Raw genomic sequence first — 25,931 nt, forward strand, 5'->3', positions numbered from 1 at the left:
GTCTCAAGCTGCACCTAACGTCACGCCTTCCTCTTCTGTTCCAGCAACGGTCGCGCCGGACACGCCGCCCGCCAAGCCCCGCGGGCGCCGTAAGCCCGAAATGCCGGTGGCAGGCCCGCTGGACATCGTCTCGCTCGATGGCGAGGCGCGTGGCATCGGACGTTTGACGAACGAGGATGGCACGCCGGGGAAGGTTGTTTTCGTGGAAGGCGCTTTGCCGGGGGAGCGCGTGATGTACCGCAGTCACCGCGTCAAGCCTTCGTACGAGCAGGCGAGTGTGGTGACCATTCTGCGCCAGTCCGCTTCGCGCGTGACGCCGCAGTGCAAGTTCTTTGGGGTGTGCGGTGGCTGTTCCATGCAGCATCTGGATTCGCGCGCGCAGGTCGCGATCAAGCAGCGTGTGCTGGAGGACGACCTGTGGCATTTGGCCAAGCTGCGTCCGGATGTGGTGTTCCGGCCAATTGCCGGTCCGGATTGGGGCTACCGCTATCGCGCGCGCTTGACCGTGCGCCATGTTGCGGCCAAAGGCGGCGTACTGGTGGGCTTTCACGAGCGCAAGAGCAGCTATGTGGCGGACATGACGTCGTGCGAAGTGTTGCCGCCGCACGTATCCGCGCTGCTGGTGCCGTTGCGCGAGTTGGTGGGGCGCCTGTCGATCGTACAACGCATGCCGCAGATCGAACTGGCGGTCGGGCAGGACGTAACTGCGCTGGTATTGCGCAATCTGGAGCCAATTACCGCCGAGGATGAGGCCGAGCTGCGCGCTTTTGCCGATCAGCACAACGTCCAGTTTTGGCTGCAGCCCAAGGGGCCGGACACCGTTTATCCGTTCCATCCCGTCGACCGCACGCTGACGTACACGCTGCCGGAATTCGGCATCACGATGCCGTTCAAGCCGACGGATTTCACGCAGGTCAATCACCAGATCAACCGGGTGCTGATGTCGCGGGCGCTGAAGCTGCTCGACGCACAGCCGGGCGATCGGCTCCTTGACCTGTTCTGCGGTATCGGCAACTTCACGCTTCCGATGGCGACGCGGGCACGCGAAGTCATGGGCATCGAAGGCAGCGAGGCGCTCACCACACGTGCGCTTGCCAACGCCCAATACAACGGCTTAGACGCGAAGACAACATTCGCTTGCCGCAACCTGTTCGAGGTGTCGGCCGATGATATTGCCGCGCTGGGCAAGTTCGATCGGTGGCTGATCGATCCGCCCCGCGAAGGAGCGCTGGCTGTTTCCAAGGCGCTGGCCGAACTGTCGCAGCGTGGCGGTGAAGCGGCTGATTTGCTGCCGAAGCGCATCGTCTACGTGTCCTGCAATCCGGCGACGCTGGCGCGCGATGCGGGTTTGCTTGTACATGAAGCCGGCTATCGATTGGCCGGAGCGGGCGTGGTCAACATGTTCCCGCACACGTCGCACGTGGAATCGATGGCGGTATTCGAGCGCGACTGACCGTTCGTCGGGCGTCTCGCAGACAAAGAAAAACCGGCGCCTAGTGCGCCGGTTTTTTGCGCCATCGCTGGCGCTTATGAGGTTGAATTTCGCTTAGTTGCGATTCCCGCCAAAGATTCCCAGGATCGCCAGCAGGTTCGTGAAGATGTTATAGACGTCCAGGTAGATGGCCAGGGTAGCCGTCACGTAGTTGGTCTCGCCGCCGTTCACGATGCGCTGCACGTCGAACAGGATGTACGCTGAGAAGATCGCGATGGCCAGCACCGAGATCGTCAGCATCATCGCGGGCAGTTGCAGCCAGATATTGGCCACCGAGCCAACGATCAGCACCAGCACGCCCATGAACAGCCACTTACCCAGGCCCGAGAAGTCACGCTTGCTGACCGTGGCCACCGTCGCCATCACGCCGAAGATGACCGCTGTGCCCCCGAACGCCGTCATGATCAGTGACGCACCATTCGAGAAGCCCAGAATCATGCCGATCAGCCGCGACAGCATCAGCCCCATGAAGAACGTGAAGCCGAGCAGCAATGCCACGCCAACGCCGCTGTTCTTGAAGCGCTCAATGGCGTAGAAGAAGCCAAAAGCCACTGCCATGAAGATGACGAAACCCATCAGCGGGTTGCGTCCCATCAGGTTGAAGCCGGTAGTAACGCCGATCCAGGCACCGAGGATGGTGGGGATCATGGAAAGCGCGAGCAGCCAATAGGTATTGCGCAGCACGCGGTTGCGGACGGCCAACGCGCCGGCGGTGCCGGAAGCGCCAAAACCGTACGTGTTGAGTTGGTTGTCCATGCGAACTCCTTGGGTGAATGACATTGCAGACAATGCGACGACACAGCGAATGTGGCATCCGAAGCCCGCTTTTGCAAGCCGCCTCGTCCTTACTTGGAGAGTCAGCATGCCACGCGGTTCCGGCCGCAGGTGGGCGATCGCGATGGAAAATACCCTTCCTGGGTGACTTTTCGTGCTCTCAATAAGGGGATGCTAAGGCGTGTTCGTCAGGCCGACGGACCGCTCCGTGGTAAGTGACTATGTCGCCTCCCAGCGCTGCCAGCGTACGCGACATCCGGTTGCACCGGTTGACATCCAATCCAGTGCCCTCCCGTGTTAGAATCTAACGTTTATCTTTCACGTAACACCTTCATTTTTTGGAGTTTTTGATGGCGCTCGAACGCACTTTGTCGATTATCAAACCGGATGCCGTGGCCAAGAATGTCATCGGCCAGATCTACGCCCGCTTCGAAGGTGCAGGCCTGAAGATCGTCGCAGCCAAGATGATCCACCTGTCGCGCGCAGAAGCCGAGCAGTTCTACGCCGTGCACAAGGAGCGCCCGTTCTTCAAGGATCTGGTGGACTTCATGATCTCGGGCCCGGTGATGGTGCAGGCGCTGGAAGGCGAAAACGCAATCGCCAAGAACCGTGATCTGATGGGTGCAACCGACCCGAAGAAGGCCGAGAAGGGCACGATCCGCGCCGACTTCGCCGACAGCATCGACGCCAACGCCGTGCACGGTTCGGACGCTGCTGAGACGGCTGCCGTGGAAGTCGCGTTCTTCTTCCCGGGCCTGAACATTTACAGCCGCTAAGCGTCAACACTAGACTGGAATTGGTAGTTTCGGGTTGCAAGTCATGAGCGATGTGGTGAATCTCCTCGATTTCGACGCACAGGGTCTTCTCGCGTACTGCGAGAGCCTGGGCGAGAAGTCGTTTCGCGCCAAGCAGTTGCAGCGCTGGATTCACCAGTCGGGGGCGTCCGATTTTGGCGAGATGACCGATCTCGCCAAGTCGCTGCGCGAAAAGCTTGCGACCCGTGCCCACATCCAGGCACCGGCGGTCATTACCGACCACCTTTCGTCGGACGGCACGCGCAAGTGGCTGGTCGACGTGGGGCAGGGGAATGCCGTCGAGACGGTCTACATCCCCGAAGAGACGCGCGGCACGTTGTGTGTGTCGTCTCAGGCGGGATGTGCCGTCAACTGCCGGTTCTGCTCGACCGGCAAGCAGGGCTTCTCGCGCAACCTCAGTACTGGCGAGATCATTGGCCAACTGTGGATGGCGGAATTTGCCATGCGCAAGCAGCTCGGGCGCGGGCCGAAGGACGATCGCGTCATCACCAACGTGGTGATGATGGGTATGGGCGAGCCGCTCCTGAACTACGACGCCGTGGTGCCTGCTCTGTCGCTGATGCTGGACGACAACGCGTATGGCCTTTCGCGCCGTCGCGTAACGGTATCCACCTCGGGCGTGGTGCCGATGATGGACCGCCTCGCGCGCGATGTGCCCGTGGCGCTCGCTGTGTCGCTGCATGCATCCAACGATGCGCTGCGCGACGTGCTCGTGCCGCTCAATAAGAAGTATCCGCTGGCCGAATTGATGGCTGCCTGCCGCCGCTATCTGGAGTTCGCGCCGCGCGATTTCATCACCTTTGAATACTGCATGCTGGACGGTGTCAACGATACCGTCGAGCATGCCCGTGAACTGCTGCGCGTCGTGGCCGACGTGCCGTGCAAGTTCAATCTGATCCCGTTCAACCCGTTCCCGGAATCGGGGTTGAAGCGCTCGAACAATGAGCAGATCCGCCGCTTCTCGCAAGTGCTGGTGGATGCTGGCATTGTTACCACCATCCGCAAAACGCGAGGCGACGACATCGATGCGGCTTGCGGGCAGCTCGCCGGCGAGGTCAAGGACCGCACACGCCTTGCCGAGCGCGGCAAGTTTGGCAAGATCGTCGAGATCCCCGTGGTCGGGGCCGACTCCACTCACCGCATGGGTACCGCATGAAGCGTTGGTCGACTGCTGTCAGTCTGGTCTTCACGCTGGCAGCCGCCGGGTGCGCATTGTCGCCGCCGGTCCAGACACAGACACGAGAAGTCACGACCGCCCCCGATCAAAAGGCTGACGCCGGTCGTCGGGCTGCAATCCGATTACAGCTCGCGACGCAATACTTGGAAGCCGGCCAGAATGCGACAGCGCTTGAGGAAATCAAGAACGCCATCGCAATCGATCCAAACGTGCCGAATGCGTATCACATCCGCGCGCTGGCTTACATGAACCTCGGCCAACGTGAGCAGGCTGACGAGAGTTTCCGCAGCGCTCTGGCCGCGACACCGCAAGATGGTGACCTTCTGAACAATTACGGCTGGTTCCTCTGCTCGCAAGGTGGCAAGCCGGATCAGGGTATGGCGATGCTGCGCCAGGCCATCGAGGCCCCGGCCGCCGGCAGCCCAGCCAAGCCATGGACGAATCTGGGTGTCTGCCAGATGCGTCAGGGCGATCTGGATGGCGCGGAGAAGAGTCTGACGCGTGCCACCTACATCGACGCAAACAATCCGCTGACCAACCTGACATTGGCGCAGCTGTATTACAAACGCCGCGAATATTCGCGTGCCATGCCGTTTATCGAACGTGTGAACGGCCGGGGCAACCCGACGGCCGAAAGCCTGTGGCTAGGCGCTCGCATCGCACGCCGCCTCGGCGACACTTCACAGCAGAACGCATGGAGCGCGCAATTGCAGCGCCGCTTCCCCAATGCGCCCGAAGAGGCAGCATTCGAACGAGGAGCCTGGGATGACTGACCGCGACGTGGCAAGCGCTGCCGATTTCTCTCACGGCACAGCGCCTGCCTCGAATTCGTCAGCCGCATCGTCGCCGGAGCGCGACGATGCGCTGCGCGAGATTTCCGAACGCCTGCGTGCCGGCCGTGAGCGTCAGCGTCTGACGGTTGACGATCTGGCGACGCGCCTGAAGGTGGCGCCGGGCAAATTATTGGCGGTGGAATCGGCGGATGTCAGCGCGTTGCCTGACATGACGTTCACGAAGGGCCTCATCCGCGCCTATGCGCGGGCGCTGCAGGTCGATGTCGATGACCAGCTTGCGCGCCTGAACGCGCGTGCGCCGGTGACCAACATCGGCTTGCGTCCGGAGGGCGGGCTGGGTGAATCGTTCTCCGACAAGCCCAGCTTTGCAAAGCGTCGCGGCGGCAATGGCCGCTGGCTGATTGGCGTGCTGGTTGCTGTCATTGTGGCGGCCGGCGCGCTGGCCGGTATGGACCGTCTGAAGCAATGGTTCGCCACACAAACCGCAGCCACGCAGAACGCCGAATCCACTGCGAAGGAGGCGCCGACTGCGGAGCAAACCGCGCCCACGCAAGCGTCTCCTGTACCAGAGCAGGCTCCGGCGGAAACGTCGGCCGCTTCGATGCCAACACCGTTGACGCCTGTCACGCCGGCCGCTCCGACCTCGGGCGTGGTGACCGCGCCGTTGGCGCCGCCGCCTACGCTGCCGCGTTCGGACAACGGTGCTTCTCCGGCGCCCGCTGTAGCGGCTGCCAGTGCGAAGCCGGCTGTCCTCAATGTCGATGCTCCTGTCGCCGCTGCGTCGACAGAAGTCGCTAAGCCGGCTGAATCGGGCGCGGGCACGGTATCGGTGCGTTTCTCCGGTTCGTCCTGGTACGAAATCAAGGACAAGACCGGCAAGACGCTCGCCAGCGGCATCTCCAAGGAAGGCGACGCGCGCGATCTGAACGGCACACCTCCTTTCAAGGTTGTCTTCGGTAATGCGGAAGCCGTTGCATCGCTGGCCGTCGGTGGCGCACCTGTCGACCTTCAGAAGTACGCCCGCAACCGCGTGGCACGGGCTACGTTGCCCTGAACCGTTTTGTAAGTGGCGCGCGCCTGTAGGCGGCGCGCCTTGTCTGATCATGGAAATCTCCACGCCTCTCGATTGCGCTCCAGCCTTGGTGGGTCCGCTGCCGCGCCGGAACTCGCGCGCCGCGGAAATCCGCTGGGGTGACCGTGTCGTGCACGTTGGCGGCGACGCGCCAGTCTGTGTGCAGTCGATGACGAATACCGACACGTCGGACGCCATCGGCACCGCAATCCAGGTGAAGGAATTGGCGCGGGCGGGCTCGGAGTTGGTGCGTATCACAGTGGATACGCCCGCCGCCGCCGCAGCGGTGCCGGCCATCCGCGAGCAGCTCGACCGAATGGGCGTGGATGTACCGCTGGTCGGCGATTTTCATTACAACGGCCACAAGCTGCTGCAGGACTATCCGGAGTGCGCGCAGGCGCTGTCCAAGTACCGGATCAACCCCGGCAACGTCGGGCAGGGCGCCAAGCGGGACACGCAGTTCGCGCAGATGATCGAAATCGCCTGCCGCTACGACAAGCCGGTGCGTATCGGTGTGAACTGGGGCAGTCTCGATCAGGATTTGCTGGCGCGCATCATGGACGAGAATGCGCAACGCGCAACGCCGTGGGACGCTCGCGCCGTGATGGTGGAGGCGCTCATTACCTCTGCGATCCAGTCCGCGCAGAAGGCTGAAGAATTGGGCTTGCCGGGCAGCCAGATCATTTTGTCGTGCAAGGTCTCGGCCGTGCAGGACCTGATTGCTGTGTATCGAGAACTGGCGCGTCGCTGCAACTATGCGCTGCATCTGGGCCTGACCGAGGCCGGCATGGGAAGCAAGGGCATCGTCGCTTCCACGGCAGCGCTGTCGGTGTTGCTGCAAGAAGGTATCGGCGACACGATCCGCATTTCGCTGACGCCCGAGCCGGGCGCGCCGCGCGAGAAGGAAGTCATCGTTGCGCAGGAGATTCTGCAGACCATGGGTCTGCGCAATTTCACGCCGATGGTCATTGCGTGCCCTGGTTGCGGACGCACGACGAGCACGGTGTTTCAGGAACTCGCCGCGCGCATCCAGTCGTACTTGCGTGAGCAGATGCCGAAGTGGAAGACGCAGTACCCCGGCGTTGAAGAGATGAATGTGGCCGTGATGGGCTGCATCGTCAACGGCCCCGGGGAGAGCAAGCACGCCAACATTGGCATCTCGCTCCCGGGCACGGGTGAGTCGCCAGCGGCGCCGGTATTTGTTGACGGCGTGAAGGTTAAAACGCTGCGCGGCGAACGCATTACAGAAGAATTCCAGACGATCGTCGACGAATACGTGCGGACGCATTACGGCGCACAGGCCTCGGCGACAGTCTAAAAACGGCATCAGGCTTCGGGACTCGAAGTCGAAGCAGGAAACGACCGGCCGGCCCCGCATGGAGCCAAATGCGAGAGGCCGGTTTTTAACGTGACATCATGAGCGATACACAAAAACAACGCGTGCAGAAGATCGCCGGCGTCAAAGGCATGAACGACTTGTTGCCCAGCGACGCCCCGCTGTGGGAGCACTTTGACAACGCCGTGCGCAGCATGCTGCGCGCCTATGGCTACCAGCAGATCCGCACGCCGATCGTTGAGCAGACGCAATTGTTTGTGCGTGGCATCGGCGAGGTGACGGACATCGTCGAGAAGGAGATGTACACCTTCACCGATGCGTTGAACGGCGAACAACTCACCATGCGCCCGGAGGGCACCGCTGCCGCCGTGCGCGCCGTGATCGAGCACAACCTGCTGTACGACGGCCCGAAGCGCCTGTGGTACACCGGCCCGATGTTCCGCCACGAGCGTCCGCAGCGTGGTCGCTATCGCCAGTTCCATCAGGTGGGTGTGGAAGCGCTGGGCTTTGCTGGCCCCGACATCGACGCCGAAGTCATCCTGATGTGTCAGCGACTGTGGGATGACCTCGGCCTTGTCGGCCTGAAGCTCGAGTTGAACTCGCTCGGTCAGGCGGAAGAGCGCGCAGCGCACCGTGCCGATCTCATCAAATATCTGGAAGGTTTCCAGGACATTCTGGATGAGGACGGCAAGCGCCGCCTGTACACCAACCCGCTGCGTGTGCTCGACACCAAGAACCCGGCGCTGCAGGACATGGCCGCCGGCGCGCCGAAGCTCATCGACTACCTGGGCGACGAATCGCGCGCGCACTTTGAGGGTGTGCAGAAGCTGCTCAAGGCGAACAATATTCCGTTCACGATCAATCCGCGTCTGGTGCGCGGTCTGGATTACTACAACCTTACCGTCTTTGAGTGGACGACCGACAAGCTGGGCGCGCAAGGCACCGTGGCGGGCGGCGGTCGCTACGACCCCCTGATCGAGCAGATCGGCGGCAAGCCGGCCCCCGCGTGCGGCTGGGCGATGGGCGTGGAGCGCATCATCGAACTGCTGCGCGAGGAAAAGCTCGAGCCCGAAGCGCAAGGTTGCGACGTCTACATCGTCCATCAGGGCGATGAGGCGCAGGTGCAGGCGTTGGTCGCCGCCGAGCGGCTCCGCGACGCCGGCCTCGACGTCATCCTTCACGCCTCGCCGGAAGGCCGCAACGGTAGTTTCAAGTCGCAGTTCAAGCGCGCTGACGCAAGTGGCGCATCCTATGCGGTTATCATTGGCGACGATGAAGTCACTCAAGGTGTTGCGCAGATCAAGCCCCTGCGTGGCGATCCGACTGCGGATGCCCAGCAGACCGTGCCGTCGGACCAGCTGGTCGACCGCCTGATCGATGCCATGGTGGCCAACAACGACTAACCGCGGCAGTGCGTTCGCAGCGAACGACCGCGATTCACCTCCAATATTCAAGCTCTGCAAAGCATGGCCTACGATCTCGAAGAACAGGAACAGATAGAGAGTCTCAAGCACTGGTGGCGTGACAACGGCAACGTGATCACGTGGATCGCCATCGTGGTGCTGCTGGCCGTGGCCGGTTGGTTCGGCTGGAAGAACTGGCAGCGCAAGCAGGCCGGCGAAGCGTCGGTGCTGTACGAGCAGGTACAGAAGGCGGTTGATGGCAAGGACGCTGAAAAGATCAAGCGTGCCGCCACCGACATGGAAGACAAGTTTGGCGGCACGGCCTATGCGCAGATGACTGCTTTGGCCACGGCCAAGGCGCTGTACGAAGCCAACGATGCGGCGGGCGCCAAGGCGCAGTTGCAATGGGCGGTCGATCACGCGCGCGACGATGAGTACAAGGCGCTCGCCAAGCTGCGCCTGGCTGGGCTTCTGCTCGACGAGAAAGCCTACGATCAGGGCATCGCGCTAGTCTCCGGCGACGTTGCTCCGGCCTTTGCCGGCTTGTACGCCGATCGTCGCGGCGATCTGCTGGCCGCGCAGAACAAGAACGAAGACGCCCGCGCGGCTTACAAGCTGGCGTTGGAGAAGTTCGGTCCGGCTGATGCTTCGGCTCGCCAGATCGTGCAGTTCAAGCTGGATGCCCTGGGTGGTGCCTGATTGGCGTAACCCGAGCAATTCAACGCATAACAAAAGGATCCCGATTTCATGATTCACGCACTTGAGCAGGGTGGTGTCGCGCGCAGTGTTGCCAAGGCGGCACGCGTGGCAGTGCTGGCACTGGCAGCGACGGCTGTCCTTGGCGGTTGCTCGCTGTTCAGCAGCAAGAACAAGCATGAGCCGGCCAAGCTGAAGGACGTTCAGCAAGTGTTGGCCGTGCGCCAGGTGTGGAGCGTGAGCGTCGGCAAGAGCGGCCGCTACGTGATGCAACCGGCGGTGGCAGGCAACAACGTCTACGTGTCGGCGGCCGGCGGTACTGTGACCGCCCTGGATGGCGCTACTGGCCGCACCGTCTGGCAAGGCAAGGCGGATGTGGACCTGACGTCCGGCCCGGGCAGCGATGGCACGCTGACGGCGGTGGCAGGTGAGAAGGGCGCAGTCGTGGCCTTCGACGAAAAGGGCGCGCAGAAATGGAAGGTTGCCGTCAACGGTGAAGTCCTGACGGCGCCGCTGGTCGGTCAGGGGCTGGTGATTGTCCGCACGACGGATGGCCGCGTCCTGGGTCTGGACCCCGCCAACGGCGAACGCAAGTGGATCTATCAGCGTTCTCCGTCGGCGCTGAACCTGCGCAGCAGTCTGCCGATGATTTTTGCCGGCGATAACATCATCCTTGGTTTTGCCGGTGGCAAACTGGGTGCGTTGTCGGCCAGCAATGGCGCACTGCGTTGGGAGGCGGCCGTGTCGTATCCGCGTGGCGTATCGGAGATCGAGCGTCTGAACGATGTGACGGGCGCACCGTCGATCAATGGTTCGCAAGTCTGTGCGGCCAGCTTCCAGGGTCGCGTGGCGTGTTTTGATATCAGCACCGGTGCACCGCGTTGGGGCCGCGATTTCTCGTCGCCGACCGGTGTGACGCAAGATGAGGACGGGCTGTTCGCCGCCGACGAGAAGTCGATCGTCTACGGCTTTAACGCACAGAATGGCGCCGACCTGTGGAAGAACGACGCGCTGCTGTGGCGCGACCTCGGCACGCCGCTGGCCTTCGGCCGCGCGGTCATCGTCGGCGATTCCGAAGGTTGGCTGCATTTCCTGTCGCGTGACGACGGCAAGTTCGTCGCCCGCGTAAAAACCGACAGCAGCGCCATTGGCGCAGCCCCGGTGGTGGTCGGCCAGACGCTGGTTGTTCAGACCCGCGGCGGTGGCGTCTACGGCTACCTGCCAAAGTAACATTGGCCGCCTTGGCCCGAAGGGGCTGCGGCGGCACACGCATCACATCGGGGCGGCATCGCCGCCTTGAACTTGCGCCCGCGTACTCCGCGGGCGTCTTGCATCTGTGTTATCAGGCATTCGGCCGTACAGATGCCAACCGCAGTTGCAGCAACCGGAATTTGCCGTGGCGCCATTCGCGTGCGGCACACAAGCATGAAACCAGTCATTGCCCTCGTAGGGCGGCCGAATGTCGGCAAATCGACCCTCTTCAATCGCCTGACGCGCTCGCGTGACGCCTTGGTCGCGGATATCCCTGGCCTGACGCGCGATCGCCACTACGGTGAAGGCCGCGTGGGCGACCGTCCGTTCATCGCCATCGATACCGGCGGCTTCGAACCCGTCGCCAAGGAAGGCATCGTTGCCGAGATGGCCAAGCAGACGCGCCAGGCCGTGGTCGAAGCCGACGTCGTCATCTTCATCGTCGACGGCCGGCTGGGGCTGGCGCCGCAGGATCGCGTGATTGCCGACTACCTGCGCAAAACCGGGCGCCGCATTCTCCTGGCCGTCAACAAGGCGGAGGGCATGCGCTACACCGCCGTCGCCAGCGATTTCTACGAACTCGGCCTGGGTGACCCGGCTGCCATCTCGGCCGCGCACGGCGACGGGGTCAACGACCTTGTGGCCGAAGCCCTTGACCTGGCATTTGCCGAGCGCCCCGAGCTTGCCGAGGCAGCCGACGCGCACGACCACGGCACTCGCATCGCCATCGTCGGCCGTCCGAACGTGGGCAAGTCGACGCTGGTGAACGCGCTGATCGGCGAAGAGCGCGTGATCGCATTCGATATGCCGGGCACCACGCGCGATGCCATCTACGTGGATTTCGAGCGTAACGGCAAGCCTTACACGCTGATCGATACGGCAGGCTTGCGCAAGCGTGGCAAGGTGTTCGAGGCCATCGAGAAGTTCTCCGTCGTGAAGACGCTGCAGTCGATTGCGGACGCCAACGTGGTTGTGCTGATTCTCGACGCGCAGCAGGACATTTCCGACCAGGACGCGCATATCGCCGGCTTCATCGTCGAATCCGGCCGTGCGCTCGTGATCGGCGTGAACAAGTGGGATGGCCTGACGGGGCATGCTCGCGATCGCATCAAGCACGATATGGAGCGCAAGCTGCAGTTCCTGTCGTTCGCCAATGTGCATTACATCTCGGCCAAGGAGCGCACTGGCATTGGCGCGCTGATGAAGTCCGTGGACGCCGCCTATGCTGCCGCCATGGTCAAGCTGCCGACGCCCAAGCTCACGCGCGTGCTGATGGAAGCGGTTGAGTATCAGCAGCCGCGACGCGCAGGCGTCTCGCGCCCGAAGCTGCGCTACGCGCACCAGGGCGGTTCCAACCCGCCGATCGTGGTGATTCACGGCAATGCGCTGTCGAATATCCCCGAGACCTACCGCCGCTACCTGGAAGGGCGCTTCCGCGAGGCCTTCCAGCTGAAGGGCACGCCGCTGCGGATTGAATTTCGTACGAACAAAAACCCGTACGCCCAATCGAACGAATGAGCATCGCGCGGGCGGTGCTCTGCGGCGGGGGCGTGTGATGCTGGGGCATTCGAACGGGGGATCACCAAAAAGGCCGAGCCATTTCACATGGCGGGGTCATCGGTTTTCCGTTTGCTTTCCCTGATTTCTAAGGCTAAATTCTCGAGACATGGCGCTTGGTGTCTGCAAACCCCAGGCGCCATTGGCGTCATTTGGACGCGTCTGGCCGACTCTTTTGACGAACTTTTTTTGCGTCGCCTGCTTGAACCCGGGCTTCCTAGCCCCATAACCCACCACTAAACCTATAAATCTGGAGTGTGCCATGAGCAACAAAGGGCAATTGCTACAAGACCCGTTTCTGAATGCGCTGCGTAAGGAGCATGTGCCGGTGTCGATCTACCTCGTCAACGGTATCAAGCTGCAAGGCAACATCGAGTCGTTCGACCAATACGTTGTGCTCCTGCGTAATACCGTGACGCAGATGGTGTACAAGCATGCAATCTCCACCGTGGTGCCGGCTCGTGCCGTGAATTTCCGCGTGGACGAAGCGCCTGACGCCTGATTCTGCCTCGCTCCCGCCGCCCTCTGCGCGGCGGGACGCACCCACCCCGTTTCTCCCTTCTCTATTCCCCCGTTTGGCATCCCATCCCACCTCCAGCTCGGAGCCGACGCGCGCCATTTTGGTCGCCGTCGATTTCGGCAAGCATGATTTTCAGGAAAGTTTGAGCGAACTGGCCCTGCTGGCCTCGACGGCCGGTTCTGAGCCGGTGCGCGCCGTCACGGGCAAGCGCTCCAGGCCCGACGCCGCGCTGTTCATCGGCGCCGGCAAGGCGGAAGAGGTGAAGATCGCCGCAGACGAGGAGGATGCGGAAATCGTCATCTTCAACCACGCGCTGAGCCCGGCGCAGCAGCGTAACCTCGAGCGCTTTTTCGGTCGCCACGTGGTGGACCGGACCGGCCTCATCCTCGACATCTTCAGCCAGCGTGCGCAAAGCCACGTCGGCAAGGTGCAGGTGGAACTCGCACGCGTGCGCTATCAGGCGGCCCGTCTGGTCCGGGCGTGGAGTCACTTGGAGCGTCAGAAGGGCGGTGTCGGCCTGCGCGGCGGCCCCGGTGAACGTCAGCTCGAGCTGGATCGCCGGATGCTCGATGAGCGCGCCAAGCGTCTGTCGTCCGAGTTGGACAAACTGCAGCGTCAGCATGACACGCAGCGCCGTTCACGCAGCCGCAACGACGCTTTTTCTGTCTCGCTGGTCGGCTATACCAATGCCGGCAAATCGACGCTGTTCAATGCGCTGACGAAGGCGCGTGCGTATGCTGCCAACCAGCTGTTCGCCACGCTGGACACCACCTCGCGCCGGCTTTACCTGGAAGGGCTGGGGAATGTGGTGCTGTCGGATACGGTCGGTTTCATCCGCGATTTGCCGACGCAGCTGGTGGCGGCCTTCCGGGCCACGTTGGAAGAAACCGTGCACGCCGACGTGCTGCTGCACGTGGTGGACGCCGCCAGCACCGTCAAGCATGAACAGATGGAGCAGGTCGACCGGGTGTTGGATGAAATCAACGCCAGCGGCATCCCGCAGATTCTCGTGATGAACAAGATCGACGCGGCGGAGGAGCTGCGTGCGGCTGGCCCGCGCATCGAGCGCGACGAAACCGGCGCCGTACGGCGTGTGTTCGTTTCAGCCATCGAAGGCTCCGGGCTTGATCTGTTGCGCGAAGCGCTGGTCGAGACCGCGATTCGCCTGCGTGAGCACCCCGCGTCGCATGGCGGCGACTTCGATCCGCGCTTCGACACTCGCCGCGATTTGCCGCCGGAGCACCGTGACGAACTGTCGCAAAGCTTGCCGGGCAGCGGTTCTTCCGCCAAAGGTGACGAAGAGGGCTGATAGAATGGCCCGTTCCTTCTTCGCAGTCAGACAATCAGGACAAGCCCGACCGCTCATGCCCGAGATTTCGACCCAGTCTTCTTCCATGGCCTCGCCGCGTCTGGCGCGAGGTTTGTGGCACCGCTTGCGTGTGCTGCTTTCGCTGAACGATCCGCGCTGGGGTCGCGGCGATGACAACAATGCCGAGCGCGAAGACAAAGATGAGCCGAAGCGCCAAAGCAAGCCGCCCCAGGATGGTCCTCCGGACCTCGACGAGTTGTGGCGCGACTTCAATCGCCGTCTGAACAACCTGTTCGGCCGCAAGGACAGCGGTAACGGTAACGACGGCCCCACGCCGCTGCGTCCGGGTAACGGGCGTGGTGGCTCGGGGCTGGGCGTCGGCGTGCTGCTGGCGGTGCTGGTTGGCCTGTGGCTGGCGAGCGGTTTCTTCATCGTTCAGGAAGGCCAGACAGGCGTGATCCTGCAGTTCGGTCGCTTCAAGTATTTGGCAACGCCCGGTATCAACTGGCGCCTGCCGTACCCGATCGAGTCGCACGAAATCGTGAACCTGTCAGGCGTGCGCACGCTTGAAATCGGCCGTACGACGCAGATCAAGGACACGAACCTGAAGGACTCGTCGATGCTGACGCAGGACGAGAACATCGTCGACGTGCGCTTCTCGGTTCAATACAACATTGCCAACCCGGTCGATTACCTGTTCTACAACCGTACGGACCGCGGCGGCGATGAAGAACTCGTGACGCAGGCAGCAGAGACTTCGGTGCGCGAGATCGTCGGCCGCAACAAGATGGATGCTGTGCTGTACGAAGGTCGCGATGCCGTTGGGCGCAATCTTGCCGAGTCGATTCAACGCATTTTGTCGGCATACAAAACCGGCATCCGAATCCTCAGCGTGAACGTACAGAGTGTGCAGCCGCCCGAGCAGGTGCAGGCGGCGTTCGACGACGTGACCAAGGCCGGTCAGGATCGCGAACGTGCCATTTCCGAAGGCCAGGCTTACGCCAACGACGTGGTGCCGCGCGCCAAGGGTACGGCCGCCCGTCTGGGTGAAGAGGCGCAAGGCTACAAGGCGCGGGTCATCGCACGTGCCGAAGGTGATGCGGCTCGCTTTGCCTCGGTGCAACGCGAATATGCGAAGGCGCCGCAGGTTACGCGCGACCGCATTTATCTGGAAACCATGCAGGACATTTACGCCAACTCGACCAAGGTCATGGTCGACCAGAGCAATGGCAGCCTGTTGTATTTGCCGCTGGACAAGCTGATCGCGCAAACGCAAGGCGACACGTCGCGTCCGGCCGCTGCGCCTGGCGCCTCAGCGCAGGACAGCGGTTCTGCGCAGAGCGTGCCGACTCCCTCCAATCCGTCACCGGCCAATGACGCAGATTCGCGCTCGCGCGAAGCACTGCGCAACCGTGACCGCGATTCGCGCTAACAGGAGGGCACTATGAATCGTCTGATTTCTGCCTTCGTGGCGCTGGTCATTGCCCTGGCGGTGTTCTCGTCGGTGGTGTTCGTGGTGGACCAGCGGCAGTACGCCGTGGTGTTTGCCTTTGGTGAAATCAAGCAGGTCATCAAGGAGCCCGGGCTGCACTTCAAGCTCCCGCCGCCGCTGCAGAACGTTGTGTTCATGGATAAGCGCCTGCAGACCATTGATGTCGCCGGCGCCGATCGTTTCATCACGGCGGAGAAGAAGAACCTGCTGGTCGACTGGTTCGTGAAGTGGCGCGTGTCGGATCCGCGTCTGTTCTACGTGAGCTTCAAAGGCGATAACCGCCTCGCGCAGGACAGCATGACGCAGAAGATCAACTCCATCGCCCGCGATGAATTTGCGCGCCGCACGGTTTCCGACGTGGTCTCGACAGATCGTGAAGCTGTGATGCAGAGCATCCTCAAAGGCGTGCAGGAGTATGGCAAGTCTGTCGGCGTGGACATCATCGACGTCCGTCTGAAGCGGGTGGATCTGCTCGCCAGCGTGACGGAATCGGTCTATCGCCGGATGGAAGCCGAGCGCAAGCGCGTGGCCAACGAGCTGCGTTCGACGGGGGCGGCAGAGGGTGAAAAGATCCGCGCCGATGCCGATCGTCAGCGCGAAGTCGTCCTGGCCGACGCCTACCGCGATGCGCAGAAGATCAAGGGTGAGGGTGATGCCCGCGCCGCTGACATTTACGCCGATGCGTTTGGCCGTGACCCGCAGTTCGCGGCGTTCTGGCGCTCCATGGAGGCGTACCGCGCATCGTTCCGCGATCGGAAGGACGTGATGGTTCTGCAGCCGAACAGCGATTTCTTCAAATACATGCGCAGCCCGAACGGCGGCAGCTCCCCGGCAGCACCGGCTGCCCAGACGGGGCGCCATCGCTAGTACAATGCGTCGCTGATCATTTGAGGCGGACAGACCCCGGCTTGCCGGGGTTTTGTTCGTTCGCCAACCGTATCCCATGGAAGAATCACTCCCCACCGTTTTGCTGGCAGCGTGCGCGCTGGTGCTCGTGTTCGAGGGCATCCTGCCGTTCGTAGCGCCGCGGGCTTGGCGACGTGCCTTCCAGACGCTGACCGATCTGCCAGATGAAAAGCTGCGCGTGATCGGTCTGGTGTCGATGGCGATCGGGCTGATTCTCCTGCGATTGCTGCATCGCTAGCGCCCAGCGTTTTTACGAATTTCTGCCGTACCAAGACTCCCGAGCGAGACCGCCATGCCGACCAATTGGCTGCTGCCTGAATCCATTGCTGACGTGCTGCCTTCCGAGGCGCGCAAGATAGAAGAGTTGCGTCGCCGCATGCTCGACCTGTTCCGCACCTACGGCTACGAACTGGTCATGCCGCCGATGCTGGAATACATCGAGTCGCTGCTCTCGGGCACGGGTCATGATCTGGACTTGAAGACCTTCAAGCTTGTCGACCAACTCTCTGGTCGAACCATCGGCTTGCGCGCCGACATCACGCCGCAAGTTGCCCGTATCGACGCCCACCTGCTGAACCGCGCTGGCGTGACGCGCCTGTGCTATGCGGGTTCGGTGTTGCATACGCGTCCGAGTGGATTCCACGTCACGCGCGAGCCTCTGCAGATCGGCGCTGAAATCTATGGCCACGCGGGCCTAGAAGCTGATCTGGAGATCCAAGAGTTGATGCTTGCCGCGCTGTCGGCCGCGGGTCTGGCCGATGTGCGCCTGGACCTTTGCCACGTTGGCGTGGTGGCCGCGTTGCTGGAGCAGTCGCCGATTGCCGCGCGCATTCAGGACGATCTCTTTACCGCGCTGGCTGCCAAGGATGTCCCCGCTCTGCGCACCATCACCGCCGATCTGCCGCCGGCGCAGCGCGATGCCATCAATCTGCTGCCGGCGCTGTACGGCGGAGTCGATGTGCTCGCTCGTGCGCGTAAGCAGTTGCCCGCGCTGCCCGCCATCGGGCGTGCGCTGGACGACTTGGCAACGCTGGCCGAGCGCGCAGGTGGTGCGACCGTGAACATCGACCTCGCGGATCTGCGCGGCTATCACTACCACAGCGGAGTGATGTTCACTGCCTATGTCGCTGGTGTGCCGAATGCTGTGGCGCGCGGTGGCCGGTATGACAAGGTTGGTGAAGCTTTCGGCCGCGCTCGCCCGGCCACCGGCTTTTCCCTGGACCTACGCGAGGTTGCAGGCATTTCGCCAGTGGAAGCACGTGCCGCCGCCATTCATGCGCCGTGGTCGGGCGATGCCAAGCTGCGCGAGGCGATCGCCGCGCTGCGCGCCGCGGGCGAAATCGTCATCCAGTCGCTGCCAGGCCACCCGGAAGATCTGGAGGAGTTTGCCTACGACCGCCAGCTCGTGGAAGAGAGCGGTCGCTGGATCGTCAAGCCCCGCAACGCTTCGATCTGAAGCTGTTGCATAACGTTGTGTAAATACCCGGTAATTTCAGGGAAGCCCCTGGCAACAAGGGTAGAATACGTTTTTAACCCATCTGCAAATTCAACATGTCCGCACCAGCAGTGAGCCAAGGACGCAATGTCGTCGTCATCGGCACCCAATGGGGTGACGAAGGTAAAGGGAAAATCGTCGATTGGCTGACCGATCATGCGCAAGGCGTGGTTCGTTTCCAGGGCGGACATAACGCAGGCCACACCCTCATCATCGGCGGCAAGAAGACGATTCTGCGTCTGATTCCGTCGGGCATCATGCGCGACGGCGTCGCGTGCTACATCGGCAACGGTGTCGTGCTGTCGCCTGAAGCGCTGTTCAAGGAAATCGACGAGCTGGAGTCGGCTGGTGTGCAGGTGCAGAACCGACTGCGCATTTCCGAAGCGACCAACCTGATCCTGCCTTACCACGTGGCCATCGACAAGGCGCGTGAAGCCAAGCGCGGCGCCGCCAAGATCGGAACCACAGGCCGCGGTATCGGCCCGGCGTACGAAGACAAGGTGGCCCGCCGCGCGCTGCGCGTGCAGGACCTCTTCGACCCGGCTTACTTTGCCGAGCGTCTGCGCGAAAACCTGGATTTCCACAATTTCGTTCTGACGCAGTACCTGAATCACCCGGCGCTGGATTTCCAGCAGACGCTGGACGAGACGCTGTCTTACGCTGACCGCCTCGCTCCGATGGTGACGGACGTATCGGCCGAGCTGTTTGCCGCCAACGCTGCCGGCAAGAACCTGATGTTCGAAGGCGCGCAAGGCACGCTGCTCGATATCGACCACGGCACGTATCCGTTCGTCACGTCGAGCAACTGCGTGGCTGGCAATGCCGCTGCCGGTGCGGGCGTCGGCCCGGGTCAGTTGCATTACATCCTGGGTATCACCAAGGCCTATTGCACGCGCGTGGGTTCGGGCCCGTTCCCGAGCGAGCTCTATGATGCGGATAACCCCGCGCGCCAAGATCCCATCGGCGTGCGCCTGGCCAATGTCGGTAAGGAATTCGGGTCGGTCACGGGCCGCCCGCGCCGCACGGGATGGCTGGATGCTGCGGCGCTGCGTCGTGCGATCCAGATCAACGGCGTGTCGGGCCTGTGCATGACCAAACTCGATGTTCTGGATGGCTTGGAAACGCTCAAACTGTGCGTCGGTTACACGCTCGACGGCAAGCAAATCGACATCCTGCCGCGCGGCTCCGATGCCGTGGCGCGTTGCCAGCCGATCTACGAAGAATTCCCTGGCTGGAATACCTCGACCTTCGGCCTGAAGGAGTGGGACGCATTGCCCGAAACCGCCCAGGCTTACCTGAAGCGCGTCGAAGAAGTGGCCGGTATTCCGATCGCCATGATCTCGACCGGCCCTGACCGCGACGAGACCATCCTGCTGCGTCATCCCTACAAGGACTGACGCGCTGCTCCCAGATTCGCCCGGTGCTTCGCCGGGCGAATTTGCATGGAGCGCCGTTTTCATAGAACACGATAGCGGCAACTGACGCCGCATTTACGATACGAAGAGGTACACCATGAACCAGCCGATCAACGACGACTCGCACCTGTGGGTCTCCTGGGACGACTACCACGGTCTGATTGAGCGCTTGGCGCTCATCGTGCATGAGTCGGGCTGGAAGTTTGACAAGATTCTGTGCCTAGCGCGTGGCGGCTTGCGTGTTGGCGATCAGCTTTCGCGCATCTACGACCTGCCGTTGGCCATCCTGGCGACCAGTAGCTATCGCGAGGCCGCTGGCACGCAGCAGGGCGATCTCGATATCGCGCAGTACATCACGATGACGCGTGGCGAGCTGTCGGGCCGCGTGTTGCTGGTGGACGATCTGGTGGATTCGGGCGTCACGCTGGAGCGTGTCGGGCGTCACCTGAAAGAGCGCTATCCGGCCGTGACCGATGTGCGCACCGCTGTGCTGTGGCACAAGGCATGCTCGAAGATCAAACCGGATTACGCCGTGCAGTTTCTTGCGACCAATCCGTGGATCCATCAGCCGTTCGAGGAGTACGACACGCTGCGTCCCCACAACCTGGCGGCCTGGATCAAGCGCGGGAAGTCGCGTTCGGCCGGTAACGGCGAAACATCGGCGGCCTGACGCGTTGGTCGATTGCGTCGAGGTGTGAATGGAGTGGCGTGTGCGGCTTGCGTCGTGCGTGCCACTTCGGTAACCTGCTGTCACGGGCTGCAACATTGGCCCGAAACCCGCGTACGGATTGGCTTTGCAGGAATTGCCCAATGCGAGCTGCGCGGTTGATCGAAGCGTGGTGCGTCTTTGTGGGTGCACTAGGCTTCGAGCCCACCCAGTGTTGGGGCAGGTGAGGCCGGTGAGCCTGGCCGGGCCCTGGCGCGAAAGCCAAGACACAATGCACGTCGCCCTTCGCGGAATGTCGCATCAGCTGCTGAACAACAATCCGGTTGCGGAAAAGAAAAACGGCGCAACTTGCGTTGCGCCGTTCCTAAACTCTGGTGCCCAGGAGAGGACTCGAACCTCCACGGAGTTACCCGCTAGTACCTGAAACTAGTGCGTCTACCAATTCCGCCACCTGGGCAGGTGTGCGTGTACCGAAGCTGTAATTATTACGGGATCCAGCGATCCTGTCAACACTCTAGAAGAAAAAATTGAATCAACCGACTTATCCGATCCCGAGCCGCGAGGAAATCCTCGGTGTGCTGCGCACGTCGGGATCTCCGCTGTCTGCCACCGACATTGCCAAGGCGCTGTCGGTCACGCGCAAGGAGCATGACGGCTTTATCAAGCGTCTGACCGCCATGGAGCGGGATGGTCAGATCGAACTCAACCGCAAAGGGCGCTACGAATTGGCGCACCAGCCCAATTTCATCGAAGGCCGCGTCATTGGCCATCGCGATGGCTTCGGCTTCTTCGTGCGCGACGACGGCGAGCCCGATATCTTCCTGCCTGAGCGGGAGATGCAAAAGGCCATGCACGGCGACCGCGCCCTGGTGCGGGCCGTCGGCTACGATCGCCGTGGGCGTTCGGAGGGGCAGATCGTCGAGATCCTGCAGCGGGCCAACAAGCGTGTTATCGGCCGGTTGCTTTCGGAGAGCGGCACGCTGGTCGTGGCGCCCGAAGACAAGCGCCTGGGTCGCGACATCCTGATCGCACCGAAGGGGCAGGGCAAGGCCAAGGTCGGCCAGGTGGTGAGCGTGGAGATTCTGGAATATCCGGACCGCTACGTGCAGCCGATCGGCCGCGTGGTCGAGGTGCTGGGTGAGATCGACGACCCTGGCATGGAGATCGAAATCGCGGTGCGCAAGTACGGCGTGCCGCATGAGTTTTCCGAGCCGACGCAGCGCGAGGCAGAAGCGCTGCCCGACGTGGTGCGCGACGCCGATCTGGCGGGCCGCATCGATCTGCGCGATGTGCCGCTCGTCACCATCGACGGTGAAGACGCACGCGACTTCGATGATGCGGTCTACGCAGAGCCCGTCAAGATCGGTCGAACCAAGGGCTGGCGCCTGATTGTGGCGATTGCCGACGTGTCGCATTACGTGCGGCCCGGGCATCCGCTGGATGCAGACGCCATTGATCGCGCGACTTCGGTCTATTTCCCGCGCCGCGTGATTCCGATGCTGCCCGAGAAGCTCTCCAACGGTTTGTGCTCTCTGAACCCGGAAGTGGACCGGCTGTGCATGGTCTGCGATGCGGTGATCACGGCCAAGGGTGAGATCAAGGCTTATCAGTTCTATCCGGCGGTGATGCACTCGAAGGCGCGTCTGACCTACAACGAGGTCTGGGCGATCCTGTCGAACGTGAAGGGTCCGGAAGCGGCCAAGCGGGCGCCGCTGGTGCCGCATCTGCAAGACCTGTACGAGCTGTATCAGACGCTGCTCAAGGCGCGCCGCGAGCGTGGCGCGATCGACTTCGACACCACCGAGACGTACATCGTCTGCAACGCGCAGGGCAAGATCGAGCAGATCCTGCCGCGCACCCGCAACGACGCGCACCGGCTGATCGAAGAATGCATGCTGACGGCGAACGTCTGCGCGGCCGAGATGCTCGAGAAATACAAGCACCCGGCGCTGTATCGCGTTCATGCAGGCCCGACCGAAGAAAAGCTGCAGGCGCTGCGCGCATTCCTCAAAACCAGCGGCTTGACGCTGGGCGGCGGTGACAAGCCGCAGGCGGCCGATTACGCCGAACTCATGGAGAAGATTGCCGCACGCCCCGATGCGCCTATGCTGCAGACCATGCTGCTGCGTTCGATGCAGCAGGCGGTCTACAGCCCGGACAACATCGGCCACTTTGGGCTGGCGTATCCGGCGTATGCGCACTTCACGAGTCCGATCCGCCGCTACCCCGACTTGCTGGTGCATCGCTCCATCAAGGCGATCCTGAATCGCACGCGTTATGTGCCGGCGTTGGCGCCGGGCGTGCAGTTGAACAGTGCGCTATCGCCCAAGGCCCGTCGTCTGCAGGCCGAAGCCGAGAAAGGCGTGCCGGCGGCAGTCGTCAACAAGGCCAAGGTCGAAGCGATCTGGCATGAGCTTGGGGTGCATTGCTCCGCCAACGAACGCCGCGCCGACGAAGCCTCGCGCGACGTGGAAGCCTGGCTCAAGTGCTACTTCATGCGCGACAAGCTCGGCAACGAGTTCTCGGGCACCGTCAGCGCCGTCACCTCGTTTGGCATCTTCGTGCAGCTCGACGAGCTGTACGTGGAAGGCCTTGTGCACGTGACCGAGCTGGGCAGCGATTATTTCCAGTACGACGAAGCCCGCAACGAGCTGCGCGGCGAGCGGACGGGCATCCGTTATCGGTTGACCGACCGCGTGCGTGTGCAATTGCTGCGCGTGGATCTGGATGCGCGGAAGATGGATTTCCGTCTGATCCAGGAGCCGTCGACCAAGGCGCTGCGTCCGGCCAAGGTGACGGGCGCGCCCGAAGCCACGGCCGCGCGTCAGCCTGCAGCGGCGACGCCCGCGCCGGCGGTTGGCCGCAAGAAGCCGCGCCAGCTGGCAGCATTGCTGGGCGGTACGGCCAAGCCGGAGGAGTCGTTCGACGAGACGCTGGATCGCGTCATCGAAGAGCAGCCGGTGTTCGAGCCGGGCGGCCGCGCACTGCCCCCGGGCCATCCTCACGCCAAACCTGCGCGCAAGAAGCAGGCGGCGCGAGGCACGAAACCCAAGGGTGGCGCCAAGACCGCTGCGCCGCGCAAGGCGGCGGGCAAGCCTGCGCGCAAGACCAAGGGGCGTTAAAGCCGTTAAAGCGGCCGGGGAGCGAGGGCGGACGGGTACAATCGCGCCATGTCTAAATCCAAGCTCCTCATCGGCTTTCATGCCGTTACCGCCCGACTGCGCCACGGCGCCAAGTCGATCGACGAAATCTACTTCGAGGCCAACCGCCGCGACCGCCGCATGCAGGATTTCCTGAAAGCGGCGGAAGCAGCGGGCGTGCGCCTCATTCCTGCTGACGCCGACCGTCTGCGCGGCATTGCCGGCACCGACCGCCACCAGGGCGTGGTTGCCAAGGCAGAGTCGCTGTCGCTGGCGCTCACTCTCGATGAGCTGCTCGACGGCATCGAAGGCACGCCGCTGCTGCTGGTGCTCGACGGTGTGACGGATCCGCACAACCTCGGCGCTTGTCTGCGCGTGGCGGATGCCGCAGGCGCGCACGCCGTGATCGCGCCCAAGGATCGCAGCGTTGGAATCAACACGACGGTCGCCAAGGTCGCGAGCGGTGCGGCCGAGACGGTTCCCTACATCACCGTGACCAACCTGGCGCGCACGCTGCGCGAGTTGCAGGAGCGCGGTGTGTGGGTGATCGGCACGGCTGACGAGGCCGAACAGAATCTCTACCAAGCGGACTTCAAGGGCCCCATCGCCATCGTGATGGGCGCCGAAGGCGAGGGCATGCGCCGCCTCACGCGTGAGACGTGCGACGCGCTGGTCAGCATTCCGATGGCTGGCAGCGTGGAAAGCCTGAATGTGTCGGTGGCGAGCGGTGTGTGCCTGTTCGAAGCGGTACGCCAACGCGCGGCGGCACCTGCCAAGAAGTAATGAGCATCGAACCCACAGCCGTATCCGATGCGGCTGCATTGGCCCAGGCCCACGCCTGGATCGAGGCCGCCCAGCGCATCATGGTGCTGACAGGCGCGGGCGTCTCGGCTGAATCCGGTGTGCCGACGTTCCGTGATGCGCTCACCGGCCTGTGGTCGCGATTCAACCCGGAAGACATGGCCACCGAGGCCGCGTATCGCAAGCACCCGCGCACGGTGTGGGACTGGTATCAGGAGCGCCGCGAGCGCGTGCTGCAGGCGCAGCCGAACCCCGCTCATCTTGCGATTGCCGCGCTGGCGAAGCGCAAGACGGTTACGCTCGTCACGCAAAACGTCGATGGTTTGCATCAGCGCGCTGGCAGCGAAGGGGTGATCGAGCTGCACGGCAACCTTTTTGCGGACAAGTGGCTGGGTGGCTGCGGCAAATGCGATATCGCCACCGCCGAGCCGGGACGCCCACCCCGTTGTGCGACGTGTGGCGCGATGCTGCGCCCGGGCGTGGTGTGGTTTGGCGAACAACTGCCGCTGGTAGCGAACTACCGCGCTGAAGAGGCGGCCAATACGTGCGACCTTTGTCTGGTGGTCGGCACATCGGGCATGGTGTATCCGGCCGCCGGGTTGCCGGGGTTGGCGAAGGACCACGGTGCCAAGGTGATCGTCGTGAATCCGGAACCAAGCGCCCTGGATGCAACGGCCGATCTGGTGATCCACCAGCCGGCGGGCGAATGCCTGCCCGCCATGCTGGGATAAGACCCCGCTTTCTTCTTACGCCGCTGCGCGCAGCGGCTCAATCAACGCTTCCAACTTGATCGCGTCCGCCGCAAACAGGCGGATGCCTTCAGCAAGTTTTTCGGTGGCCATTGCGTCCGCATTCATGTGCCAGCGGAACGATTTCTCGTCGGCAGGCAGGCGCACGATGTTGGCGGCATTGGCGTTTTCCGGAGACAGCTTGCGTTCGACCGGCGCATCGGACTGCTGCAATTGGGCGAGCAGATCCGGGCTGATCGTGAGCAGGTCGCAGCCAGCCAGTTCGACGATCTGCGAGACATTGCGGAAGCTCGCGCCCATGACCTCGGTGGGGTAGTCGAACTTCTTGTAGTAGTTGTAGATGCGCAGGACGGACTGGACGCCGGGGTCGTTCGCGCCGCCTTGGGCGACCGGATCCCAGTTCGCGCCGGCATCCTTTTTGTACCAGTCGTAGATGCGGCCGACGAACGGCGAGATGAGCTGCACGCCCGCTTCCGCGCACGCCACGGCCTGGGCCAGCGAGAACAGCAGCGTCATGTTGCAGCGGATGCCTTCTGCGCGAAGCTGGTCAGCCGCGCGGATGCCTTCCCACGTCGACGCGATCTTGATCAGCACGCGCTCGCGGGCCACGCCTCGCGCCTCGTACAGCGCAATCAAATGCTTGGCCTTGGCGACCGTCGCTTCGGTATCGAACGACAGGCGCGCATCGACCTCGGTCGACACGCGGCCCGGGATGATCGACAGGATCTCGCAGCCAAACGCCACGAGCACGGCATCGATGATGTCCTCCACGCTGTCGCTGCGGGCGTCACGCACGGCTTGCTCCAGCAGCGGGCGGTATTCGGCTTTCTGCACGGCCTTGAGGATCAGCGACGGGTTGGTCGTTGCGTCGTGCGGTGCGTAGGCGCGCATGGCCTGGAAGTCGCCCGTGTCGGCGACGACGGTGGTGAACTGCTTGAGTTGATCGAGCTGAGTCATGAAGCGAGTCCGAAGTACGTTCCAGCGTTGCGCTGGAGGTGGAAGGATGAATCGATTGTACTCCGCAGGTTTCGCTCCGCCAGCCGGCCGGGAGCCATTCTATTGATCCGGTA

The 25,931-nt window shown here is 62.9% G+C and carries 23 protein-coding genes and 1 tRNA gene; 21 read left to right on the plus strand and 3 right to left on the minus strand.

Annotated features, from left to right (window positions below):
* The first annotated feature begins 100 nt into the window (after positions 1-100).
* Positions 101-1,453 (plus strand): 23S rRNA (uracil(1939)-C(5))-methyltransferase RlmD, encoded by a 1,353-nt coding sequence (gene rlmD, locus R2669_RS18690; RefSeq protein ID WP_316901849.1) that lies wholly within the window; start codon positions 101-103, stop codon positions 1,451-1,453.
* 93 nt (positions 1,454-1,546) lie between these two features.
* Here the strand turns inward: rlmD and R2669_RS18695 are convergent, their stop codons facing one another.
* Positions 1,547-2,248 carry a Bax inhibitor-1/YccA family protein gene (locus R2669_RS18695; protein ID WP_147213480.1) on the minus strand — a complete coding sequence of 234 codons (702 nt, stop codon included), beginning with the start codon at positions 2,246-2,248 and terminating at the stop codon, positions 1,547-1,549.
* A gap of 368 nt (positions 2,249-2,616) precedes the next feature.
* Between R2669_RS18695 and ndk the strand changes: the two genes are divergently transcribed.
* From ndk to R2669_RS18780, 17 genes are all read left to right on the plus strand, one after another.
* Complete coding sequence (gene ndk / locus R2669_RS18700; RefSeq protein ID WP_004626298.1) at positions 2,617-3,042, plus strand: nucleoside-diphosphate kinase; 426 nt, start codon at positions 2,617-2,619, stop codon at positions 3,040-3,042.
* A gap of 43 nt (positions 3,043-3,085) precedes the next feature.
* Positions 3,086-4,237: a dual-specificity RNA methyltransferase RlmN gene (gene rlmN, locus R2669_RS18705; RefSeq protein ID WP_316901688.1), complete on the plus strand. Its 1,152-nt coding sequence runs from the start codon at positions 3,086-3,088 to the stop codon at positions 4,235-4,237.
* Complete coding sequence (gene pilW, locus R2669_RS18710) at positions 4,234-5,031, plus strand: type IV pilus biogenesis/stability protein PilW (protein ID WP_102067007.1); 798 nt, start codon at positions 4,234-4,236, stop codon at positions 5,029-5,031. Before rlmN ends, pilW begins: the two co-directional genes overlap by 4 nt.
* The gene (locus tag R2669_RS18715; protein ID WP_316901690.1) at positions 5,024-6,106 is read left to right on the plus strand and encodes a RodZ family helix-turn-helix domain-containing protein; all 1,083 of its coding nucleotides are present in this window, start codon (positions 5,024-5,026) and stop codon (positions 6,104-6,106) included. Before pilW ends, R2669_RS18715 begins: the two co-directional genes overlap by 8 nt.
* Before the next feature lie 49 nt (positions 6,107-6,155).
* Positions 6,156-7,442: a flavodoxin-dependent (E)-4-hydroxy-3-methylbut-2-enyl-diphosphate synthase gene (ispG, locus tag R2669_RS18720; RefSeq protein WP_147213483.1), complete on the plus strand. Its 1,287-nt coding sequence runs from the start codon at positions 6,156-6,158 to the stop codon at positions 7,440-7,442.
* 98 nt (positions 7,443-7,540) lie between these two features.
* Positions 7,541-8,863 carry a histidine--tRNA ligase gene (gene hisS / locus R2669_RS18725; protein WP_147213484.1) on the plus strand — a complete coding sequence of 441 codons (1,323 nt, stop codon included), beginning with the start codon at positions 7,541-7,543 and terminating at the stop codon, positions 8,861-8,863.
* 63 nt (positions 8,864-8,926) lie between these two features.
* Complete coding sequence (locus R2669_RS18730) at positions 8,927-9,562, plus strand: YfgM family protein (RefSeq protein ID WP_147213485.1); 636 nt, start codon at positions 8,927-8,929, stop codon at positions 9,560-9,562.
* A gap of 48 nt (positions 9,563-9,610) precedes the next feature.
* The gene (gene bamB, locus R2669_RS18735; RefSeq protein ID WP_316887949.1) at positions 9,611-10,789 is read left to right on the plus strand and encodes an outer membrane protein assembly factor BamB; all 1,179 of its coding nucleotides are present in this window, start codon (positions 9,611-9,613) and stop codon (positions 10,787-10,789) included.
* Positions 10,790-10,984: 195 nt separating this feature from the next.
* Complete coding sequence (gene der / locus R2669_RS18740) at positions 10,985-12,328, plus strand: ribosome biogenesis GTPase Der (protein WP_027677626.1); 1,344 nt, start codon at positions 10,985-10,987, stop codon at positions 12,326-12,328.
* A gap of 301 nt (positions 12,329-12,629) precedes the next feature.
* Positions 12,630-12,869 carry an RNA chaperone Hfq gene (gene hfq, locus R2669_RS18745; RefSeq protein WP_004626316.1) on the plus strand — a complete coding sequence of 80 codons (240 nt, stop codon included), beginning with the start codon at positions 12,630-12,632 and terminating at the stop codon, positions 12,867-12,869.
* Between the two features lie 73 nt (positions 12,870-12,942).
* Positions 12,943-14,196 (plus strand): GTPase HflX, encoded by a 1,254-nt coding sequence (gene hflX / locus R2669_RS18750; RefSeq protein ID WP_316887947.1) that lies wholly within the window; start codon positions 12,943-12,945, stop codon positions 14,194-14,196.
* Between the two features lie 55 nt (positions 14,197-14,251).
* Positions 14,252-15,628 (plus strand): FtsH protease activity modulator HflK, encoded by a 1,377-nt coding sequence (gene hflK / locus R2669_RS18755; RefSeq protein ID WP_316887945.1) that lies wholly within the window; start codon positions 14,252-14,254, stop codon positions 15,626-15,628.
* 12 nt (positions 15,629-15,640) lie between these two features.
* Positions 15,641-16,555 (plus strand): protease modulator HflC, encoded by a 915-nt coding sequence (gene hflC, locus R2669_RS18760; RefSeq protein ID WP_147213489.1) that lies wholly within the window; start codon positions 15,641-15,643, stop codon positions 16,553-16,555.
* Positions 16,556-16,631: 76 nt separating this feature from the next.
* On the plus strand, positions 16,632-16,832 hold the full coding sequence (locus R2669_RS18765) for a DUF2065 domain-containing protein (RefSeq protein WP_316875905.1): 201 nt from the start codon (positions 16,632-16,634) through the stop codon (positions 16,830-16,832).
* Between the two features lie 54 nt (positions 16,833-16,886).
* Positions 16,887-18,050: an ATP phosphoribosyltransferase regulatory subunit gene (locus R2669_RS18770; RefSeq protein ID WP_316901693.1), complete on the plus strand. Its 1,164-nt coding sequence runs from the start codon at positions 16,887-16,889 to the stop codon at positions 18,048-18,050.
* Positions 18,051-18,145: 95 nt separating this feature from the next.
* Entirely contained in the window at positions 18,146-19,486 is a 1,341-nt protein-coding gene (locus tag R2669_RS18775; protein WP_316887944.1) for an adenylosuccinate synthase, read from the plus strand.
* Between the two features lie 115 nt (positions 19,487-19,601).
* Positions 19,602-20,174 carry a phosphoribosyltransferase gene (locus tag R2669_RS18780; protein ID WP_147213493.1) on the plus strand — a complete coding sequence of 191 codons (573 nt, stop codon included), beginning with the start codon at positions 19,602-19,604 and terminating at the stop codon, positions 20,172-20,174.
* Between the two features lie 369 nt (positions 20,175-20,543).
* On the opposite strand, the gene R2669_RS18785 is transcribed toward R2669_RS18780, so the two are convergent.
* Positions 20,544-20,628 (minus strand) — tRNA-Leu (locus R2669_RS18785).
* A 70-nt stretch (positions 20,629-20,698) separates the two neighbouring features.
* On the opposite strand from R2669_RS18785, the gene rnr reads away from it, so the two are divergent.
* The 3 genes from rnr to R2669_RS18800 are packed head-to-tail and all read left to right on the plus strand — an operon-like array spanning position 20,699 to position 24,843.
* Positions 20,699-23,293 (plus strand): ribonuclease R, encoded by a 2,595-nt coding sequence (rnr, locus tag R2669_RS18790; RefSeq protein ID WP_316901695.1) that lies wholly within the window; start codon positions 20,699-20,701, stop codon positions 23,291-23,293.
* A gap of 48 nt (positions 23,294-23,341) precedes the next feature.
* Positions 23,342-24,094, plus strand: a complete 753-nt coding sequence (gene rlmB, locus R2669_RS18795; RefSeq protein WP_147213494.1) for a 23S rRNA (guanosine(2251)-2'-O)-methyltransferase RlmB — start codon at positions 23,342-23,344, stop codon at positions 24,092-24,094.
* Positions 24,094-24,843 (plus strand): SIR2 family NAD-dependent protein deacylase, encoded by a 750-nt coding sequence (locus R2669_RS18800; RefSeq protein ID WP_316901698.1) that lies wholly within the window; start codon positions 24,094-24,096, stop codon positions 24,841-24,843. Before rlmB ends, R2669_RS18800 begins: the two co-directional genes overlap by 1 nt.
* A 15-nt stretch (positions 24,844-24,858) precedes the next feature.
* Here the strand turns inward: R2669_RS18800 and tal are convergent, their stop codons facing one another.
* The gene (tal, locus tag R2669_RS18805; RefSeq protein ID WP_316875913.1) at positions 24,859-25,818 is read right to left on the minus strand and encodes a transaldolase; all 960 of its coding nucleotides are present in this window, start codon (positions 25,816-25,818) and stop codon (positions 24,859-24,861) included.
* Between the last annotated feature and the right edge of the window lie 113 nt (positions 25,819-25,931).

Source organism: Ralstonia edaphi, from assembly GCF_958350185.1.
Classification (GTDB): domain Bacteria; phylum Pseudomonadota; class Gammaproteobacteria; order Burkholderiales; family Burkholderiaceae; genus Ralstonia; species Ralstonia edaphi.

Bases quoted from the DNA above. Each gene is read 5' to 3' on its own strand.
- rlmD (WP_316901849.1), top strand. From the start codon at position 101: ATGCCGGTGGCAGGCCCGCTGGACATCGTCTCGCTCGATGGCGAGGCG.
- R2669_RS18695 (WP_147213480.1), bottom strand. From the start codon at position 2,248: ATGGACAACCAACTCAACACGTACGGTTTTGGCGCTTCCGGCACCGCC.
- ndk (WP_004626298.1), top strand. From the start codon at position 2,617: ATGGCGCTCGAACGCACTTTGTCGATTATCAAACCGGATGCCGTGGCC.
- rlmN (WP_316901688.1), top strand. From the start codon at position 3,086: ATGAGCGATGTGGTGAATCTCCTCGATTTCGACGCACAGGGTCTTCTC.
- pilW (WP_102067007.1), top strand. From the start codon at position 4,234: ATGAAGCGTTGGTCGACTGCTGTCAGTCTGGTCTTCACGCTGGCAGCC.
- R2669_RS18715 (WP_316901690.1), top strand. From the start codon at position 5,024: ATGACTGACCGCGACGTGGCAAGCGCTGCCGATTTCTCTCACGGCACA.
- ispG (WP_147213483.1), top strand. From the start codon at position 6,156: ATGGAAATCTCCACGCCTCTCGATTGCGCTCCAGCCTTGGTGGGTCCG.
- hisS (WP_147213484.1), top strand. From the start codon at position 7,541: ATGAGCGATACACAAAAACAACGCGTGCAGAAGATCGCCGGCGTCAAA.
- R2669_RS18730 (WP_147213485.1), top strand. From the start codon at position 8,927: ATGGCCTACGATCTCGAAGAACAGGAACAGATAGAGAGTCTCAAGCAC.
- bamB (WP_316887949.1), top strand. From the start codon at position 9,611: ATGATTCACGCACTTGAGCAGGGTGGTGTCGCGCGCAGTGTTGCCAAG.
- der (WP_027677626.1), top strand. From the start codon at position 10,985: ATGAAACCAGTCATTGCCCTCGTAGGGCGGCCGAATGTCGGCAAATCG.
- hfq (WP_004626316.1), top strand. From the start codon at position 12,630: ATGAGCAACAAAGGGCAATTGCTACAAGACCCGTTTCTGAATGCGCTG.
- hflK (WP_316887945.1), top strand. From the start codon at position 14,252: ATGCCCGAGATTTCGACCCAGTCTTCTTCCATGGCCTCGCCGCGTCTG.
- hflC (WP_147213489.1), top strand. From the start codon at position 15,641: ATGAATCGTCTGATTTCTGCCTTCGTGGCGCTGGTCATTGCCCTGGCG.
- R2669_RS18765 (WP_316875905.1), top strand. From the start codon at position 16,632: ATGGAAGAATCACTCCCCACCGTTTTGCTGGCAGCGTGCGCGCTGGTG.
- R2669_RS18770 (WP_316901693.1), top strand. From the start codon at position 16,887: ATGCCGACCAATTGGCTGCTGCCTGAATCCATTGCTGACGTGCTGCCT.
- R2669_RS18775 (WP_316887944.1), top strand. From the start codon at position 18,146: ATGTCCGCACCAGCAGTGAGCCAAGGACGCAATGTCGTCGTCATCGGC.
- R2669_RS18780 (WP_147213493.1), top strand. From the start codon at position 19,602: ATGAACCAGCCGATCAACGACGACTCGCACCTGTGGGTCTCCTGGGAC.
- rlmB (WP_147213494.1), top strand. From the start codon at position 23,342: ATGTCTAAATCCAAGCTCCTCATCGGCTTTCATGCCGTTACCGCCCGA.
- R2669_RS18800 (WP_316901698.1), top strand. From the start codon at position 24,094: ATGAGCATCGAACCCACAGCCGTATCCGATGCGGCTGCATTGGCCCAG.
- tal (WP_316875913.1), bottom strand. From the start codon at position 25,818: ATGACTCAGCTCGATCAACTCAAGCAGTTCACCACCGTCGTCGCCGAC.